Origin of the sequence: Amycolatopsis sp. NPDC049691 (genome assembly GCF_040675005.1) — a bacterium.
Taxonomy (GTDB): Bacteria; Actinomycetota; Actinomycetes; order Mycobacteriales; family Pseudonocardiaceae; genus Amycolatopsis.
In genome coordinates, this window is the sequence record NZ_JBFANX010000004.1 from 199,009 (window position 1) to 216,232 (window position 17,224).

The 17,224-nt window shown below is 72.2% G+C and carries 17 protein-coding genes; 7 read left to right on the forward strand and 10 right to left on the reverse strand.

The features are described 5' to 3' along the window. The first annotated feature begins 31 nt into the window (after window positions 1-31). Window positions 32-1,609, forward strand: coding sequence for a ricin-type beta-trefoil lectin domain protein (locus tag AB0J40_RS10830; protein ID WP_364450565.1), 1,578 nt, complete (start codon window positions 32-34; stop codon window positions 1,607-1,609). Here the strand turns inward: AB0J40_RS10830 and pucD are convergent. Genes pucD through AB0J40_RS10850 form a run of 4 tightly spaced genes read right to left on the reverse strand, consistent with a single transcriptional unit; the run spans window position 1,602 to window position 6,515 of the window. Then, a complete protein-coding gene (gene pucD, locus AB0J40_RS10835) occupies window positions 1,602-3,860 on the reverse strand; it encodes a xanthine dehydrogenase subunit D (RefSeq protein ID WP_364450567.1) in 2,259 nt (752 codons plus the stop codon). The two genes, AB0J40_RS10830 and pucD, sit on opposite strands and share 8 nt — an antisense overlap. Next, window positions 3,857-5,197 (reverse strand): 8-oxoguanine deaminase, encoded by a 1,341-nt coding sequence (locus tag AB0J40_RS10840; protein WP_364450570.1) that lies wholly within the window; start codon window positions 5,195-5,197, stop codon window positions 3,857-3,859. The genes pucD and AB0J40_RS10840 overlap by 4 nt, the downstream gene beginning before the upstream one ends. Beyond that, on the reverse strand, window positions 5,194-5,661 hold the full coding sequence (locus AB0J40_RS10845; protein ID WP_086679939.1) for a (2Fe-2S)-binding protein: 468 nt from the start codon (window positions 5,659-5,661) through the stop codon (window positions 5,194-5,196). The genes AB0J40_RS10840 and AB0J40_RS10845 overlap by 4 nt, the downstream gene beginning before the upstream one ends. Continuing rightward, entirely contained in the window at window positions 5,652-6,515 is an 864-nt protein-coding gene (locus AB0J40_RS10850; RefSeq protein ID WP_364450573.1) for a xanthine dehydrogenase family protein subunit M, read from the reverse strand. The genes AB0J40_RS10845 and AB0J40_RS10850 overlap by 10 nt, the downstream gene beginning before the upstream one ends. A gap of 121 nt (window positions 6,516-6,636) precedes the next feature. Between AB0J40_RS10850 and AB0J40_RS10855 the strand changes: the two genes are divergently transcribed. After that, window positions 6,637-7,959, forward strand: coding sequence for a PucR family transcriptional regulator ligand-binding domain-containing protein (locus AB0J40_RS10855; protein ID WP_364450576.1), 1,323 nt, complete (start codon window positions 6,637-6,639; stop codon window positions 7,957-7,959). 1 nt (window position 7,960) lies between these two features. Further along, window positions 7,961-8,443, forward strand: a complete 483-nt coding sequence (locus AB0J40_RS10860) for a MarR family winged helix-turn-helix transcriptional regulator (protein ID WP_364450578.1) — start codon at window positions 7,961-7,963, stop codon at window positions 8,441-8,443. On the opposite strand, the gene AB0J40_RS10865 is transcribed toward AB0J40_RS10860, so the two are convergent. Continuing rightward, a complete protein-coding gene (locus AB0J40_RS10865) occupies window positions 8,440-8,763 on the reverse strand; it encodes a DoxX family protein (protein WP_364450580.1) in 324 nt (107 codons plus the stop codon). The two genes, AB0J40_RS10860 and AB0J40_RS10865, sit on opposite strands and share 4 nt — an antisense overlap. A 34-nt stretch (window positions 8,764-8,797) precedes the next feature. Further along, entirely contained in the window at window positions 8,798-9,019 is a 222-nt protein-coding gene (locus AB0J40_RS10870) for a hypothetical protein (RefSeq protein WP_364450582.1), read from the reverse strand. Window positions 9,020-9,266: 247 nt separating this feature from the next. Here AB0J40_RS10870 and AB0J40_RS10875 point away from each other — a divergent pair, with 247 nt between their 5' ends. Then, a complete protein-coding gene (locus AB0J40_RS10875; RefSeq protein ID WP_364450585.1) occupies window positions 9,267-9,587 on the forward strand; it encodes a hypothetical protein in 321 nt (106 codons plus the stop codon). 30 nt (window positions 9,588-9,617) lie between these two features. Here the strand turns inward: AB0J40_RS10875 and AB0J40_RS10880 are convergent, their stop codons facing one another. Both AB0J40_RS10880 and aceB read right to left on the reverse strand, forming a co-directional pair. Continuing rightward, on the reverse strand, window positions 9,618-10,805 hold the full coding sequence (locus AB0J40_RS10880; protein WP_364450588.1) for an aldolase: 1,188 nt from the start codon (window positions 10,803-10,805) through the stop codon (window positions 9,618-9,620). Beyond that, complete coding sequence (aceB, locus tag AB0J40_RS10885; protein ID WP_364450591.1) at window positions 10,805-12,382, reverse strand: malate synthase A; 1,578 nt, start codon at window positions 12,380-12,382, stop codon at window positions 10,805-10,807. The genes AB0J40_RS10880 and aceB overlap by 1 nt, the downstream gene beginning before the upstream one ends. 113 nt (window positions 12,383-12,495) lie before the next feature. On the opposite strand from aceB, the gene AB0J40_RS10890 reads away from it, so the two are divergent. Further along, on the forward strand, window positions 12,496-13,269 hold the full coding sequence (locus AB0J40_RS10890; RefSeq protein WP_364450594.1) for an IclR family transcriptional regulator: 774 nt from the start codon (window positions 12,496-12,498) through the stop codon (window positions 13,267-13,269). An 85-nt stretch (window positions 13,270-13,354) separates the two neighbouring features. On the opposite strand, the gene AB0J40_RS10895 is transcribed toward AB0J40_RS10890, so the two are convergent. After that, window positions 13,355-13,855: a GNAT family protein gene (locus AB0J40_RS10895; protein WP_364450597.1), complete on the reverse strand. Its 501-nt coding sequence runs from the start codon at window positions 13,853-13,855 to the stop codon at window positions 13,355-13,357. Window positions 13,856-14,004: 149 nt separating this feature from the next. Between AB0J40_RS10895 and AB0J40_RS10900 the strand changes: the two genes are divergently transcribed. Next, entirely contained in the window at window positions 14,005-14,457 is a 453-nt protein-coding gene (locus AB0J40_RS10900) for a hypothetical protein (RefSeq protein ID WP_364450599.1), read from the forward strand. Between the two features lie 138 nt (window positions 14,458-14,595). Here the strand turns inward: AB0J40_RS10900 and ftsY are convergent, their stop codons facing one another. Beyond that, complete coding sequence (gene ftsY, locus AB0J40_RS10905; RefSeq protein ID WP_364450602.1) at window positions 14,596-15,873, reverse strand: signal recognition particle-docking protein FtsY; 1,278 nt, start codon at window positions 15,871-15,873, stop codon at window positions 14,596-14,598. A gap of 140 nt (window positions 15,874-16,013) precedes the next feature. Here ftsY and AB0J40_RS10910 point away from each other — a divergent pair, with 140 nt between their 5' ends. Further along, entirely contained in the window at window positions 16,014-17,213 is a 1,200-nt protein-coding gene (locus tag AB0J40_RS10910; protein ID WP_364450604.1) for an anhydro-N-acetylmuramic acid kinase, read from the forward strand. The last annotated feature ends 11 nt before the right edge of the window (window positions 17,214-17,224 follow it).

Here is a 17,224-nt window from a genome sequence, read left to right on the forward strand (position 1 = left end):
GCCTCACACCGCCGTCCGGTTGGGAGCCGCCATGCGCCGAGTCTTCGCCGTCCTTGCCGCCGTCCTGGCGGGCGCCGCACTCAGCAGCCCGCCCGCCCAGGCCCTCGAAAACGGCCTCGCCCGCACACCCCCGATGGGGTGGAACACCTGGAACACGTTCGAGTGCAACATCAACGAGACGCTCGTCAAGCAGACCACCGACCTCATGGTCAGCTCCGGGATGCGCGACCGCGGCTACACCTACGTCAACCTCGACGACTGCTGGATGACCAAGTCGCGCGATGGCAACGGCAACCTCGTCGCCGACTCCGCGAAGTTCCCCAGCGGTCTCAAGGCCCTCGGCGACTACATCCACGCCCGCGGGATGAAGTTCGGCATCTACGAGAGCGCGGGTACCGAGACCTGCCAGCACTACCCCGGCAGCCTCGGCCACGAGCAGGCCGACGCGAACCTGTTCGCGAGCTGGGGCGTCGACTACCTCAAGTACGACAACTGCGGCAGCCCCGCCGGTGAGACGCAGCAGGACTACGTCCGCCGCTACTCCGCGATGCGCGACGCGCTCAAGGCCACCGGCCGCCCGATCGCCTACAGCATCTGCGAATGGGGCAACTTCAGCCCCTCGACGTGGGCGCCGGACGTCGGCAACCTGTGGCGCACCACCGGCGACATCACCAACAACTGGGGCAGCATCGACTCGATCTACCGCCAGAACGTCGGCCTCGCGTCGGCCGCGAAACCCGGCGCCTGGAACGACCCCGACATGCTCGAAGTCGGCGACGGCATGGACTTCCAGGAGGACCGCGCCCACTTCACGCTCTGGGCCGCGATGGCCGCGCCGCTGATCGCCGGCGCCGACCTGCGCTCCGCCAGCGTCGCCACCTTCTCGACCTACCTCAACGCCGACGTCATCGCCATCGACCAGGACCCGCTCGGCAAGCAGGCCACCCGCATCGCCACCGGCAACGGCCTGGACGTCCTGGCGAAGCCGCTCCAGGGCGGGGACGTCGCCGTCGTGCTGTTCAACGAAAACGGCACCACGAAGACCGTCTCGACGACGACCGCCGCGGCCGGGCTGCCCGCCGCGTCGAGCTACCGGCTCACCAACCTGTGGTCGAAGGAGCAGACCACCAGCACCGGCACGATCAGCGCGGACGTCCCGTCGCACGGCGCCGTCGTCTACCGCGTCAAAGCCGGCGCGAGCGGCAGCAGCACCGCCCGGCCGCTGCAGGGCGCGTCGTCGTCGCGCTGCATCGACATCAACGGCAACGTCACCACGCCCGGCACCAAGGTCGACATCTGGGACTGCGACGGCGGACCGAACCAGACCTGGACGTTCACCGGCGCCGGCGAACTGAAGTCCGCCAGCGGGCTCTGCCTCGACGCCAACGAAGGCGGCACGACCGCCGGGACCAAGCTGATCGCCTGGACCTGCCACGGCGGCGCGAACCAGAAGTTCAAGCTCAACCCCGACGGCTCGGTCACCGGCACCCAGACCGGCCTCTGCGTCGACGTCACCGGCGGCGACAAGCCCGCCGGCAACGTCAACGGCGTCCAGCTCGAACTGTGGGGCTGCAACGACGACGCCAACCAGAACTGGCAGCTCAAGTAGCGGTCAGGTGCTCCGGCCGGACCGGGACGCGCGTGAGCGCGAGCCCGGTCGCGGCCCGGATCGCGGCCACGATCGCCGGGGTCGACGAGATCGTCGGCGGCTCGCCGACCCCGCGCAGGCCGTACGGCGCGTGCGGGTCCGGGCGCTCCAGGACGTCGATGCTCATCGGCGGCATGTCCAGGACCGTCGGGATCAGGTAGTCGGTGAAGGAGGGGTTCCGGATCTTCCCGCCGGAGGTCTGGATCTCCTCCATCACCGCGAGCCCGAGCCCCTGCGCCGAACCACCCTGGATCTGGCCCAGCACGGCTTGCGGGTTCAGCGCCTTGCCGACGTCCTGCGCGCAGTCCAGCGCGACCACCTTGACCAGGCCCAGTTCCGTGTCGACGTCGACGACCGCCCGGTGCGCGGCGAACGCGTACTGCACGTGCGCGGTGCCCTGCCCCGTCTCCGGGTCCAGCGCCGACGTCGGCCGGTGCCGCCACTCCACGGTTTCGTCGTAGACGTCGTCGCCGAGGACGTCCACCAGGTCGGCGAGCACCTGGCCGTCGGCCGCGACGAGCTTGCCGCCGACGACCCGCACCCGCTGGTCGAACCGGGACAGCAGCCGCGCCCGCACCGCCGCGCAGGCGGCCTGGACCGCGCCGCCGGTGACGTAGGTCTGGCGCGACGCCGACGTCGAGCCGCCGTTGCCGATCGAGGTGTCCATCGGCAGGACCGTGACCTGGTCGACGCCCAGCTCGGTCCGGACGATCTGCTGCATGATCGTCACCAGGCCCTGGCCGACTTCGCACGCCGCGGTGTGCACGGTCGCCGCCGGTTCGCCGCCGACCAGCTGCAGGCGCACCCGGGCCGTCGAGTAGTCGTCGAAGCCCTCGGAGAAGCAGACGTTCTTGATCCCGACCGCGTACCCGACGCCGCGGACGACGCCTTCGCCGTGTGTCGTGTTGGAGACGCCACCGGGCATGTGCCGCAGGTCGAACGGCCGCTCCGGCGGCATCGGCATGTCCCGCACCCGGGACAGCAGCTCGGCGACCGGCGCTTCCGCGTCGACGACCTGGCCGGTCGGCATGAGATCGCCTTCGCTCATGGCGTTGCGGACGCGGATCTCCACCGGGTCCAAGCCACACTCGAGAGCGAGCTTGTCCATCTGCGACTCGTAGCCGAAGGCCGCCTGCACCGCGCCGAAGCCGCGCATCGCGCCGCACGGTGGGTTGTTCGTGTACGTGCCCCAGCAATCCACCGAGACACTGTCCACTTTGTACGGTCCGACGCCGAGCGTGGCGGCGTTCGCGACCACCGCGCCCGTCGAGGACGCGTACGCGCCGCCGTCCAAGAACAACCGCGTACGCACGTAAACGAGCCGACCGTCACGAGTGGCGCCGTGCTCGTAGTACATCTTCGCCGGGTGGCGGTGGACGTGGCCGTAGAAGGACTCTTCGCGGTTGTAGACCATCTTCACCGGCTTGCCGGTGTGCAACGCCAGCAGACACGCGTGCACCTGCATCGACAGGTCCTCGCGACCCCCGAACGCGCCGCCGACGCCGCCGAGCGTCAACCGCACCTTCTCGACCGGCAGACCCAGCGCGGCGACGATCTGCTGCTGGTCGACGTGCAGCCACTGCGTCGCGACGTACAGGTCGACGCCGCCTTCGGTGTCCGGCACGGCGAGCCCGGACTCGGGGCCGAGGAACGCCTGGTCCTGCATGCCGACCTCGTAGACACCCGAGACGACGACGTCGGCCGAGACGTCCTGAGGACCGCGGCGGATCTTCACGTGCCGGACGACGTTGCCGCCCTCGTGCAGTGAAGGCCCTTCGCCCGCGACGGCCGCTTCGGAGTCCGTCACCGGCGAAAGCTCTTCGTAGGAAACGACGATCCGCTTCATCGCCCGGCGCGCGGTCTCGGGGTGGTCGGCGGCGACCAGTGCGACCGGCTCCCCCTGGTACCGCACGACGTCGGAGGCGAGCACCGGCTGGTCGGCGTGCTCCAGGCCGTACCGGTTGACGCCGGGGACGTCCTCGTGCGTCAGCACCGCGTAAACGCCGGGCACCGCCAGGGCTTCGGCGATGTCGATGCCGGTGATCCGCGCGTACGGGTGCGGGCTGCGCAGCGTCACGCCCCACACCATGTCCTCGTGCCACAGGTCCGAGGAGTAGGCGAACTCGCCGCGCACCTTCACCGTGCCGTCGGGCCGGCGGGGGGACGCACCGACGCCGTTCGCGGTTTGCGTGGTGACGGAAGTGGTGGTCATCTGCCCTCCCTCAGCCGGGCGCTCGCGGCCGCCAGCTCGCGGGCGATCTCGGACTCGTCGGCTTCGCGCAGGGTGCCGTCCTCGACGACGGCCTTGCCGCCGACGAACAGCCGGCGCAGCGGCGGGGTCGTGCCCAGCACCAGCGCCGCGACCGGATCGGTGATCCCGGCGTAGTTCAGGCCGGTCAGGTCCCAGACGGCGAGGTCGGCGAGCTTCCCGGGTTCGATCGAGCCCAGGTCGCCGGCCCGGCCCAGGCAGCGGGCGCCGCCCATCGTGCCCATCCACAGCGCTTCCCGCGTGGTCAGGCCGCGCGGGCCACCGCGCTGGCGGGCCTGCAGCAACGCCTGGTGCAGCTCTTCGCCGAGGCCGCCGGACTCGTTGGACGCGGCCCCGTCGGCGCCGAGCCCGACCGGGACCCCGGCGTCGAGCAGGTCGCGGACCGGGGCGATGCCGGCGCCGATCCGGCCGTTGGACGTCGGGCAGTGCGCCGAGCCCGTGCCGGTCGCGCCGAACCGGCGGATCGCGTCCGGGGCGAGGTGGATGGTGTGCGCGAGCCAGACGTCGTCGGCGAGCCAGCCGAGCTTGTCGGCGTACTCGGCGGGCGTGCAGCCGACCTCGGCGAGGCACTGCTTCTCCTCGTCGAGGGTCTCGGCGAGATGCGTGTGCAGGCGGACGCCCTTGCGCCGGGCCAGCTCGGCCGCGCCGGACATCAGCCGCTCGGTGACCGAGAACGGCGAGCACGGGCCCGCGGCGATCTGCAGGTGGGCGCCGGGCGAGTCGTCGTGGAAGCGGTCGATCGCCGCTTCGGTGCCGGTCAGCGCGTCCTCGGTCGATTCGACGAGGTTGTCCGGCGGCAGGCCGCCGTCGGACTCGCCACGGTCCATCGACCCGCGCACGACGTGCAGCCGGACGCCGATCCGCTGGCGGGCCGCGGCCAGCGCCGCGACCTGGTCGCCGCCGTCGCGCGGGAAGACGTAGTGGTGGTCGGCGACGGTCGTGCAGCCGGTCAGCGCGAGCCGCGCCATCCCGGCCGTGCCCGCGGCGTGCGTGATCTCGTCGTCGAGGCGGCCCCAGACCGGGTAGAGCGCGACCAGCCACTCGAAGAGCGTGTGGTCGGCGGCCAGCCCGCGGGTCGCCCACTGGTAGAGGTGGTGGTGGGTGTTGATCAGGCCCGGCGTGATCAGGCACCCTTCGGCCTCGACGCGTTCGTCGAACTCGCCGGTGTAGACGCCTTCGCCGACTTCGGCGATCCGGTCGTTCTCGACGACGACGTGCCCGCTCGCGTACTCCTCGCCGGTGACCGTGGCGATCGCCGCGTTCGCGATGAGCGTCCTCACGCGACACCTCCCTTGGCGACGGCACGCACCGCGTCGAGGATCTTCTCGTAGCCGGTGCAGCGGCACAGGTTGCCGGCCAGCGCCTCGCGGATCTCCTCGTCGGACGGGTCGGGAACGCGGTTCAGCAGGTCGTGCGCGGCGACGACCAGGCCGGGGGTGCAGAAGCCGCACTGCACCGCGCCCGCGTCCACAAAGGACTGCTGAACCGGGTCGAGCGTGTCGCCGTCGGCCAGTCCCTCGACCGTCCGGACCACCCGGCCCTCGGCCTGCCCGGCCGCGACCAGGCAGGCGCACACCGGGACGTCGTCGAGGTAGACCGTGCAGGAGCCGCATTCGCCCTGTTCGCAGGCGTTCTTCGAGCCCGGCAGGCCGAGCCGCTCGCGCAGGACGTAGAGCAGGCTTTCGCCCTCCCAGACGTCGTCCGCCTCGCGTTTCTCGCCGTTGATCGTGACATTCAGGCGCATGCGCGCTCTCCCGTCCGGTGTTCGTCCCAGGCCCAAGTCAACGTACGCCGCGCTAGTACCCCCAACGCGTGCTTCCGATACGCGGCGCTGCCCCGGACGTCGTCGATCGGCGAGGTCGCTTCGGCCACCAGCTCGCCGAAGCGCCGCTTCAGGGAGTCGGGCAACGCCTCGGACGAGCCCCACGGCAGCTCGGCGGCCAGGAACTCCTCGGCTTCGCGGGCCCGGCGCGGGGTCGGCGCGGCGGAGCCGATCGCGGCCCCGACGCGGCCGTCGCGCAGGGCGAGCCCGAACGAGCAGACCGCGATGACCATCGCGTTGCGCGTCCCGACCTTGGCGAACTGCTGCGGCCCCGCGTGCGCGGGCAGGTGGACGGCGGTGATCAGCTCGTCCGGCTCGAGGGCGTGGCGTTTCACTCCGACGTAGAACTCCTCCGCGCGGAGGAGTCGGCTCCCCCGGACGGAGGCCACCTCGATCCGGGCGTCGAGGGCGAGCAGCACCGGGTGGGTGTCCCCGGCGGGCGACGCGGCGCCGAGGTTGCCGCCGACCGTGCCGCGGTTGCGGATCTGCGGCGACCCGACCGTGCGCGAGGCCATGGCCAGCGCCGGAACGGATTCACCCAGTTCGGCGAGCACGCGCGTGTACGAGACGCCGGCGCCGAGCCGGACGGTGCCGTCCGATGTGGACCAGTCCGCCAGCTCGGGGACCGTCGTCAGGTCCAGCAGCGCTTCGGGACGCCGGTGGTCGAAGTTCAGCTCGACCATGACGTCGGTGCCGCCGGCGATCGGCACGGCGTCCGGCCGCTCGGCCTTGAGGGCCAGGGCCTCGGCGAGCGTCGTGGGACGCAGGAAGTCCACTCCGTCTCCTTCGTGAGGGCGATAGACCAGTAGACGCCGAACGGCCCCGGGGCGGCAACGGCACGGCGCATGAAACGCACAGGAGCGAAACCCGGTGCGGTTGTGCTTTCCTACAAGCCTGATGACGACCGTGAAAACTCTGCTGGGCCTCCCCGGTCTGCGGCTGCGGCCGCGAGCCGGGGCCGAGCTGCTCGACCGGCCGGTGACGCGCATCTACGTCACGGAGCTGCCCGACCCCGGACGGTACCTCTCGGCCGGTGAGCTGGTGCTTTCCGGCCTGCTGTGGTGGCGGCGCCCGGGTGACGCCGAGCCGTTCGTGGCCGCGCTGGCGCGCTCGGGGGCGGCGGCGCTGGCGGCGTCCGGCGCCGACTCCGGCGGCATCCCCGGCGACGTCGTCGAGGCCTGCGAGCGGCACCGGATCCCGCTGCTGGAGGTGCCGGCCGACCTGTCGTTCTCGGTGATCACCGAGCAGGTGGTGCTGGCGCTGGCGGCCGCCTCGGAGAGCGCGCGCAAACGTTTGCAGGCCGCCGCGGACGCCCCGGTCGAGACGCTGCTGGAGCGCGCGTCCGCGGAGCTCGGGCTGCCCTGCTGGGTGCTGTCGGGGCTCGGCCGGGTCGTCGCGGGGACGTCCCCGCTGCCGGTGCCGGCGCCCGACGTCGTCCGGCGGTACGCGGCGAAGGAGGCCGGGTCGCTGACGGTGGTGCCGGTCGAGGGGCGGCACGCCGTGCCGTGGCTGGTCGCCGTCGGCGGCCCTCTGACCACCGCGCAGGCGGAGCTGGCCGAAGAGCTGGCCGGGCTCGTCGGCGTCACGCGGGCGCGGTCGGTCCCGCCCGACGTCGAGGTGCCCGATGAGGCGCACGTGGTCGCGTTGCGGACCGAAGGCAGCGACGAGAGCCGGGACGTCCTGCGGGAGCTGCTGCCCGACGGCCTGCTGCTCGAGTCCACTGGGGACACTTCGTACGCGGCGGTCCGGCGGTGGCCGGGCTCGGCCGGGCTGTCCACTGTGGAGCCACTGCTGCGGGCGTCCCGGATCCTGTGCGGGGTGGGCGATTCCGCCCCGCGGGCCGAGGCTGCCGCGACGGCGCGGTACGCGCTGGAGGTGGCGGCCGGGCGCACGGGACGCGTCGTGGTCGTCCAGGCCGGCGAGGTCGACCCGCACCGGCTGCTGCTGGCCGGGGCGCCGGAGGGGCTGCGCGCGGCGTTGCGGCGCCGGGTGCTCGGGCCGCTGCTGGACTACGACGCCGAGCAGCACACGGACCTGGTGCACACGGTGCGGGTGTTCCTGGAGTGCTCGGGCTCGCCGACGCGGGCGGCGAAGGCGCTGCACGTCCACGTCAACACGTTGCGCTACCGCATCGGCCGGGCCGGCGAGCTGTTGGGGGCGGACCTGACGGAGTTCACCGACCAGCTCGACGTCTACCTCGCGTTGCGCACGGAGGAGTGAAGTGGAGATCACGTCGGCACAGCAGGCCGGGTACGACCCGCGGGTGCTCGCGTTCGGGCGGCTGCAGGGCGCGGCGAACCGGCTCGAGTACCTGCTCGGGCGGGCGCTGGAGCGCGAGTGCGGGATCACGCACCTGATGTACGAGGTGCTGCTGATCGTCGGCCGCACCGGGCGGGACGGGCTGACGATGCGCTCGATCGCCCAGGAGCAGGTCCTGACGACCGGCGGGGCGACCCGGCTGGTCGACCGGATGTCCGCACTGGGCTTGGTGACGCGCACGGTGTCGCCGGACGACGGCCGCGTCCAGCTGGTGCGGCTGACCGAGCTGGGCGAGGAGACGACGGTGCGGGCCAGCCGGGTGCACGTGGAGAACATCGAGCAGTTCTTCTTCAAGCCGCTGCCGCCGGAGCACCGCGAGCGGTTCGCGGAGGATCTGCGGATCTTGAGCCACTTCGCGCGCGACGCCCTGCCGCGGCTGCGTTAGAGCGCCGCGACGGCGAGCCCGAGGAACAGCAGCGGGGCGACGGTGGTGGCGAACTGGCGGGCCCGGACGTGGGCGACGATCGCGCCGAGGTAGAAGAGGATCAGGCCGATCGCCGCGGCGGTCCCGATCGGCTCGATTCCGGCCAGGCCCAGGACGAGGCCGGCCGCGCCGGCGAGCTTGAGGGTGCCCAGCACGGGGAGCCAGCTCGGCGGGACGTCGACGGCTTGCGATGTGGCGAGGACGAACTTGGCCTTGGCCAGGTCGGCGAGGCCGATCGCGGCGTTGAGGACGATCGTGATCAGGGTCAGTGCGGTGTGCATGCCTTCCCGACGGGCGGGGCGCCGGGAAGGTGACCTACAGGAAGATCTTCACCAGCTGGTCGCGGCCGTCTTCGTCGCGGAGCAGGACTTGCTTGCCCGCCTTGAGTTCGGCGTCGATGAACTCGTAGACCTGCAGGGCCCGGTTGACGAGGTCGACCTTCTTCAGGCCGGTGCGGTCCTGCAGTTTCGCCAGCGCGTCGACCGCCTCGGCGACCAGCGCGACGTTCACCCGGCCGACCGGGTTGTCTTCACTCACCACCTCATCATGGCAGATTTGCCACCGAAAACCCACTTTTTCAGCAGTGAATCGGTATTGCGCCCGGCCGGGCCGCGCTCTACAGTCGAAGGCACCCAGCGGACCCGTCTTCATGCGGACGGGTCGGCGACCGGTGGCGGTGGGTTGGGGGATCGCTGCCAACCGGTGGCCGGTCGCGGCACCGGCCGCGGCCCGAGGTGGTCCTGGTCCGGTTCGCCGGAGCAGGCCGGAAAGGAACGGGCACAGCATGAGTGCCGAAATCGAGCGCGCGGGCGTGCCCGCACCTCACCGAACCGAGCCGGCGCGGGACGACGTCCCCAGCCGGTTCGCCCACCTTCGGATCGAGACCACGGCGGTGACCGCCGAGGTGGCGGTGCCACCCGGCCAGACCCGTCGGCTGCTCGGCACCATCCGGGAGGTGGGGGTCGTCCTCGGAGCCGCGCTGGGCCCGGCGTTGACGTTGACGGCGGCTCCGGCGGGGCTGCCGGCGTGGGCGGCGGGCGGGGCGATCGCGGGTCAGCTCATCCTGCTGACCTTCGTGGTCTTCCGCCGGCCGGCTCGTGAGTAGCGCGAGGGAGCACTCCGGCGGAGTGCTCCCTCAGCTCTCCCGGCGGGCGTACTTCTCCAGCTCCGGCCGCCCGAAGGACAACTCGCCCTCGTCCAGCGCGCCGCAGTCCAGTCCGCGCAGCAGGTACACCGCCAAGGCCTGCGCGGTCGCCGGCTCGTCGAGCACTCCCCCCGCCTGCTTCTCCGCGTACGCCCGCAACCGCTCCGCCGCCGCCGGGAAACCCGACCGGTAAAACGTGTACGTCGCCGCGAACCGCGTGGGCAGCTGGTGCGGGTGCAGGTCCCAGCCCTGGTAGAACCCGCGCTCCAGGGACCGGCGGACCAGCCGCAGGTGCTCCGCCCACGCCGAGGGCAGCGCGTCGCCGATCGGGAGGCGGTTCGTCGAGCCGTCCGACAGCCGGACGCCCGTGCCCGCCGCCGACACCTGCATCAGGCCCTTGGCCAGGTCCGCCGCCGGGTGCTCCATGCTCTGGTACGCCGCCGCGATGCCCAGGCCCGCGCTGTAGTCGTACGTCCCGTAGTGCAGCCCTGAACACCGGCCCGCCGCCGCCTGCACGATCCGCGGCACCGACAGCGTTCCATCGAGGTCCACAATGGACTGGGACGTCTCGATCTGGACCTCGAACCGCAGCGTCCCCTCGGCGAGCCCGTACGCGGATTCCAGCCGCGACAACACTTCCGCGGCCACCGCGACCTGCTCGATCGCCGTCACCTTCGGCAGCGTGACGACGAATCCCGGTGGCAGCGAGCCGTTCTCCACGAGTCCCGTGAGGAACAGGTCCAGCGTGCGGATCCCCCGGCGACGCGTCGCCGCTTCGAAACTCTTGAACCGGATGCCCGAGAAGGGCGTCCCGCCGGTCGTCGCCAGCGTCCGGCCCGCCGCGAGCGCCGCCGCGTCCTCGACGTCGTCGGGGACGCGGCCGTAGCCGTCCTCGAAGTCGATCCGCAGGTCCTCGATCGGCTCGGTCAGCAGCTTCGCGCGGACGCGCTCGTACACGTCCGCGTCGACGCCGAGGAGGTCGCCGTGCTCGATGAACACGCGCATCGCCTGCTTGCCCCAGTCGGCCACCAGGCGCGTCTTGTACACCGACGCCGGGACGTACACCGTGTGCACCGGCTGCCGCCCCGGGCGCTCCCCCGGGTACGACGCCGCGACGCGCGCGTCGGCCTCGGCCAACCGCGCGTCGGCGGCGTCGTAGACGTCCTCGGGCAGGCGCACTACTTGATCCGCTCGTACGCGGGCAGCGTCAGGAAGTCCGGGAACTCGTCGGCCAGCGCGACCTGCTCGAACAGCTCGATCGCCGGCACCAGCAGGTCCGCGGCGATCTCACGGGCCAGCTCGCCGCGGACGTCGGCCAGGACGCCGCGCACCAGCTCCGCCGTCACGACGTCGCCGGTGTCCAGGGCGGTCCCGTTCTTGACCCACTGCCAGACCTGCGACCGCGAGATCTCCGCCGTCGCCGCGTCCTCCATCAGGTTGTGGATCGCCGCCGCGCCGTTGCCGCCGAGCCAGGACGCGATGTAGCGGACGCCGACGTCGACCGCGGCGCGCAGGCCGGCCGCCGTCGCGCCGCCCGGCGTCGAAGCGACGTCCAGCAGCTGGTCGGCGGTGACACTGACCTCGTCACGGGTGCGGTCGAGCTGGTTCGGCTTGTCGCCGAGGACCTTGTCGAACTCCTCCTTGCACAGCTCGACCATGCCGGGGTGGGCGACCCACGAGCCGTCGAAGCCGTCACCGGCCTCGCGCGCCTTGTCCGCGTGCACCTTCTCGAAGGCGCCCTTGTTGACCTCGGGGTCCTTGCTCGGGATGAACGCGGCCATGCCGCCGATCGCGAACGCGCCGCGCTTGTGGCAGGTGCGCACGAGCAGCTCGGTGTAGGCGCGCATGAACGGCGCGGTCATCGTGACGGAGTTGCGGTCCGGCAGCACGAACTTCTCGCCCGCGTCGCGGAAGTACTTGATGACGCTGAACAGGTAGTCCCAGCGGCCGGCGTTGAGGCCGGAGGCGTGCTCGCGCAGCTCGTAGAGGATCTCCTCCATCTCGAACGCGGCCGGGATGGTCTCGATCAGCACGGTCGCGCGGATGGTGCCGTGTTCGATGCCGAGCGTCTTCTCGGCGTGGGTGAAGACGTCGTTCCAGAGCCGCGCTTCGAGGTGGCTCTCCATCTTCGGCAGGTAGTAGTACGGGCCCTTGCCGCGCTTGAGCAGCTCGGCCGCGTTGTGGAAGAAGTGCAGGCCGAAGTCGACGAGCGCGCCGACGGCCTCGCGGCCGCCGAAGGACAGGCCGCGTTCGGGCAGGTGCCAGCCGCGCGGGCGGACCACGATCGTCGCGTGCTCGACGTCGTCCTTCAGCGCGTAGCTCTTGCCGCCACGCTCGAGGGTGATCGTCTCGCGGACGGCGTCGTACAGGTTGACCTGGCCGGACACGACGTTGGCCCAGTGCGGCGTGTTGGCGTCCTCGAGGTCGGCGAGCCAGACCTTGGCGCCGGAGTTGAGCGCGTTGATGGTCATCTTGCGCTCGGTCGGCCCGGTGATCTCGACGCGGCGGTCCCGCAGCGCCGGCGGGGCGCCGGCGACCTGCCAGTCGCCCTCGCGGATCTCCTTGGTCTCCGGCAGGAAGTCGAGCCTGCCGGTGGTCCGGGCCTCCTCGCGCCGCTTGCTCCGCGCCTGGAGCAGCTCGTCGCGGCGGGCGGCGAAGGCGTCGTGCAGGCCGGCGAGGAAGTCGAGCGCCTCCGTGGTGAGGATCTCGTCGCCGCGCTCGACCGGCTCGCCCAGCACCTGGACTTCAGAAGACATGGGGAAACACCTCGAAGGTTCGGAATCTTGGATAACGGCCCTACGGTTTTCTACCAGCCGGACTATAGTTTCTGCATAGCGGAACCTCAACGCCGACGTAAGGAGGGCCACCGGTGGCAGCGGAGAAGAACGGGCGCGACGGCGGCGTCCAGTCCCTGCAGCGCGCCTTCGAGCTGCTGGAACACCTCGCCGACACCGGCGGCGAAGCCAGCCTGTCCGAGCTGGCGACCTTGTCCGGGCTGCCGATGCCGACGATCCACCGGCTCATCCGCACCCTGGTCGACCTCGGGTACGTCCGCCAGAACACCAACCGCCGCTACGCGCTCGGCGCACGGCTCATCAGGTTGGGCGAGAACGCGAGCATGCAGTTCGGCGCGTGGGCGCGGCCGCTGCTGGCGGAGCTGGTCGAGGAGGTCGGCGAGACGGCGAACCTCGCGGTCCTGGAGCGCGACGAAGTCGTGTACGTGTCCCAGGTGCCCTCGAAGCACTCGATGCGAATGTTCACCGAGGTCGGACGGCGGCTGCTGCCGCACGGAACGGGCGTCGGCAAGGCGATGCTGGCCCACCTGCCGGAATCGGAGGTGCGGGCGCTGCTTTCGCGGACGGGCATGCCCGCGTACACCGAGCACACGTTCACGGACCCGGACGCGCTGGCGGTCGAGCTTTCGCGGATCGCTTCGCAGGGGTACGCGCTGGACGAAGCCGAGCAGGAGCTGGGAGTCCGGTGCGTCGCGGTGGCGGTGCCGGGCGCACCGGTGCCGGCGGCCGTTTCGGTGTCCGGGCCGTCGGGCCGGCTGACCGCCGAGGCGGTGGCGCACATCGCCCCGGCGGTGCAGCGGGTGGCCGACGCCCTGGGCGCGAGCCTGTCCCAGGCGGTCACGGTCTAGCGCTGAGTGACGGCCGATCACGGAACCGATGCACCGGCTCCGGGCCGGAACTCGGCGGTCTCGCGGCCGGACAAGGCCTGCCCCCTCACTTCAGCTCTCCCTCCAGCAAGTCCATCAGCAGCCCGTCGTGCCAGGTGCCGTCCGCCGCTCGCTCGTAGTTGCGCAGCACGCCCACCGGGCGGAAGCCCACCTTCGTGTACACCCGGATCGCCGTCTCGTTGGCCGCCGCCGGGTCGATCGTCAAGCGGTGGTGGCCCTGCTCGAACAGGTGGCGGGCCAGGGTCCGGAGCGCGTCCGTGCCGACGCCGCGGCCGTGGAAGTCCGGGTGCACCGAGATGTCGATGCCCGCGTGGCGGTACTGCGGGTCGAGTTCCTCGCAGCTCTGGATCAGGCCGACGACGGTCCCCTCCAGTTCGACCACGTAGACGGTGTAGCCCTCTTCGACCTCGTACAGGCCTTCGGTTTCGTGGTCCGGGTCGCCCCACCAGCGGGCGACCTCCGGGGTACCGAGGATCTCGCGCAAGCGGGCGCGGTCTTCGGCGGCGATGGGGCGCAGGACTACCCGATCGCCGGGGATGACGGTCATGATGGTTCCTCTCTCGTGTAGCGGACGACGGTTCGCGGGCGTCTGACACGAGGAGGGGCACGAGCGGCCGTGCGTCAACCGGGCATACCCGGGATTCTGCGCCGGCGCGCGTGGCCCGTCACCTGGATTTCCGCCGGAGGGACCCGCCGATGGACCCGCACCTCACCTGGCTCGCCGCACCGAACCTGGTCGACCGGCTCGTCGACCGCGCGCTCGACGGGTTGCCGTCCTCGCCCTCGTGGCCACGCCCGCCGCGAACGCCCGCCGGGACGGTCGAGATCACCGTCCGGCACCACCTGGCGGCGAAGGTCCGCACGCCGGTGATCCTCACGCTGCAGGAGGAGGGCAGCCGCACCGGAGCGGCGTTTTCGGTGGTCCTGGGGCACACCGCCCGCATCACGGTCCCGGGCGGCCGCTACTTCGGGGCGGCGATGGTCGTCGACCCGGCCCGCCGCACCCTGCAGGGCATCGGCTGGTCCCGCCTCACGGTGGCGGCCCGCCGGACGTCCCCGTGCCTCATCCCGGTCGGCCGCCCGTCGGCGCCGGTGATCCTGCAGCTGGGCCTCCGGCGCCCCGACGGGAGACCCTTGTTCCGGCTCTGAGCCGGGGTCGATCAGAAGGCGGCCGATGTCGTCGCCAGACCGATCGCCGACGCAGCTCCCCCGGCGACCGGCTTTCAAGGCGCGTTTCGAAAGCTTCCGCGAAACCGTCCGCGACTGGTCGACCGGGAAGCCGATCCCCTAACCCAGCAGGGCGTCCACGAACGCGCCCGGCTCGAACGGCGCCAGGTCGTCCGGACCCTCGCCCAGGCCCACGAGCTTCACCGGGACCCCCAGCTCCTTCTGCACCTGGAACACGATGCCGCCCTTGGCCGTGCCGTCCAGTTTCGTCAGCACGATCCCCGTCACGTCGATGACCTCGGCGAACACCCGGGCCTGCATCAGCCCGTTCTGGCCCGTCGTCGCGTCCAGGACCAGCAGGACCTCGTCGACCTTCGCCTGCTTCTCCACGACGCGCTTGACCTTGCCCAGCTCGTCCATCAGGCCCGTCTTCGTGTGCAGGCGGCCCGCCGTGTCGACCAGGACCGCGTCCACCCCCGTGTCCACGCCGCGCTTGACCGCGTCGAACGCCACCGCCGCCGGGTCCGCGCCCTCCTTGCCCCGGACGACCTCCGCGCCCACGCGCTCGGCCCACGTCTGGAGCTGGTCGGCCGCCGCCGCGCGGAACGTGTCCGCCGCGCCCAGCACCACCGTCTTGTCCTGGGCCACCAGGACGCGGGCCAGCTTGCCCGTGGTCGTCGTCTTGCCCGTGCCGTTCACGCCCGCCACCAGGACCACCGCCGGCTGCTTCTTGCCGTCGACGGTGTGCGGCAGCGCCCGCACCGCGCGTTCGCCGTCGGTGGACAGCTGCGCCGTCAGGACCTCGTGCAGCACCTCGCGCGCCTCGGCCGACGAACGGATCGCGCGCCGGGACAACTCGTCGCGCAGGCGCTCGACGATCTGGGTCGTCGTGGCCGCGCCCAGGTCGGCCATCAGCAGCGTGTCTTCGACGTCCTGCCAGGAGTCCTCGTCGAGGTCGCCCGCGCCGAGCAGGCCCAGCAGGCTCGTGCCGAACACCGAACGCGACTTCGACAGCCGGCCGCGCAGCCGCTCCATGCGGCCGGTCGCCGGCTCGATCTCCTCGACAGCGGGAGCGGCCGGAGCGGCCTCCGCGGGCGCTTCGGGCAGCTTGACGTCGCGGACCGTGCGCTGCGCCGAATCGCGCGGCACGGCGGCGTCGTCGCCGACCGCGGGCTGGCCGTCGACCTCGGGCCGGTCCTCGACCGGGTGAGCTTCACCGCCCGGCGCGAGCGCGATGCCCCCGCTGGCCGCGTAGGAGCCGCCCTTCGGCTTCTCCTCGACCTCGCGCTTGGCGTCCAGGCTGATCCGGCGCTTGCGCGCGACCAGCAGGCCGGTCACCAGGATGGCGACCAGCACGACGACGGCGACGACTACGAACAGGAACCAGGTGCTCGACACCCGCCCATCCTTTCATCCGCACCGCGAGGTGCCGGACACCCCGTCCGCACAGGCAATTCGTAACGACGTTGATCCCGATTGGGCCAAGACTTCACCACGTGGGTTGCGTCACACGGCGGGCCTGCATTAAACCCCTCCGGATGGGGACCCACGGCTTCCGGATCATCGGCCTGCTTTCGGGCACATCCGTCGACGGCATCGACGTGGCCGCGGCCGATCTGCACGCCGAGGACGACACCGTCGTCCTGACGCCGCTGGGCGAACTCGACCTCCCCTACCCGGAACCGCTGCGCGAAGCCCTGCTGGCCGCGCTGCCGCCGAACCCCTGCACCGCCGGCGAGCTGACGCGGCTCGACACCGGCGTGGGGCAGGCGTTCGCCGACGCGGCCGCCCGCGGCGTCGAGGAGCTGGCCGGCGGCGGCGCCGACCTCGTCGCGTCGCTCGGCCAGACGGTCTTCCACTGGGTCGAGGACGGCCACGTCCGCGGCACGCTGCAGCTGGGCCAGCCCGCCTGGATCGCCGAGCGCACCGGGCTGCCGGTGGTCGCCGACCTGCGGGTCCGCGACGTCGCGGCGGGCGGCCACGGCGCTCCCCTGGCGAGCACGCTCGACCAGCTCTGGCTGCGCGGCCTGGCCCAGGACACCGGCCACGCGGTCGCCGCGCTCAACCTCGGCGGGATCGCGAACATCACCGTCGTCGCCGGGGCCGAGCCGGCGATCGCCTACGACACCGGGCCCGCCAACGCCCTGCTCGACATCGCCGCGTACCGCGTCGCCGGGCAGCGCAGCGACGTCGACGGGCGGCTGGCGTTCGGCGGCTCGGTGCGCTCCGACCTGCTCGTCCGGCTGCTCGCCGACCCGTACTTCGCCGCCGCGCCGCCGAAGTCCACCGGCAAGGAGCACTTCAACGCGCCCTACCTCGACGCCGCCCTCGCCGGGCTGCCGCCGGTGGACCCCGGCGACCTGCTGGCGACGCTGACGGAGTTCACCGCGGTGACCGTCGCCGGCGAGTGCCTGCGCCACGGCGTCACGACGGTCGTCGCCTCCGGCGGCGGGGTCGCGAACCCGGCGCTGATGACGGCGCTGGCGCGGAACCTGCCCGACGCGGTGCTCAAGACCAGCGACGACCTCGGCCTGCCCGGCGGCGGCAAGGAGGCGTACCTGACGGCGCTGCTGGGCTGGCTCACGTGGTGCGGTGTACCCGGTAGCGTCCCGTCGGCGACCGGTGCGCGCGGGCCGCGCCTGCTCGGCGCGCTCGTCCCGGGCGCCGAGCCCCTGATCCTTCCCGCCCCGCTGGGGGGCACCGTGACGCGGTTGCGAGTCGCGGAGAAGGCCGGATGAATGTAGGAGTA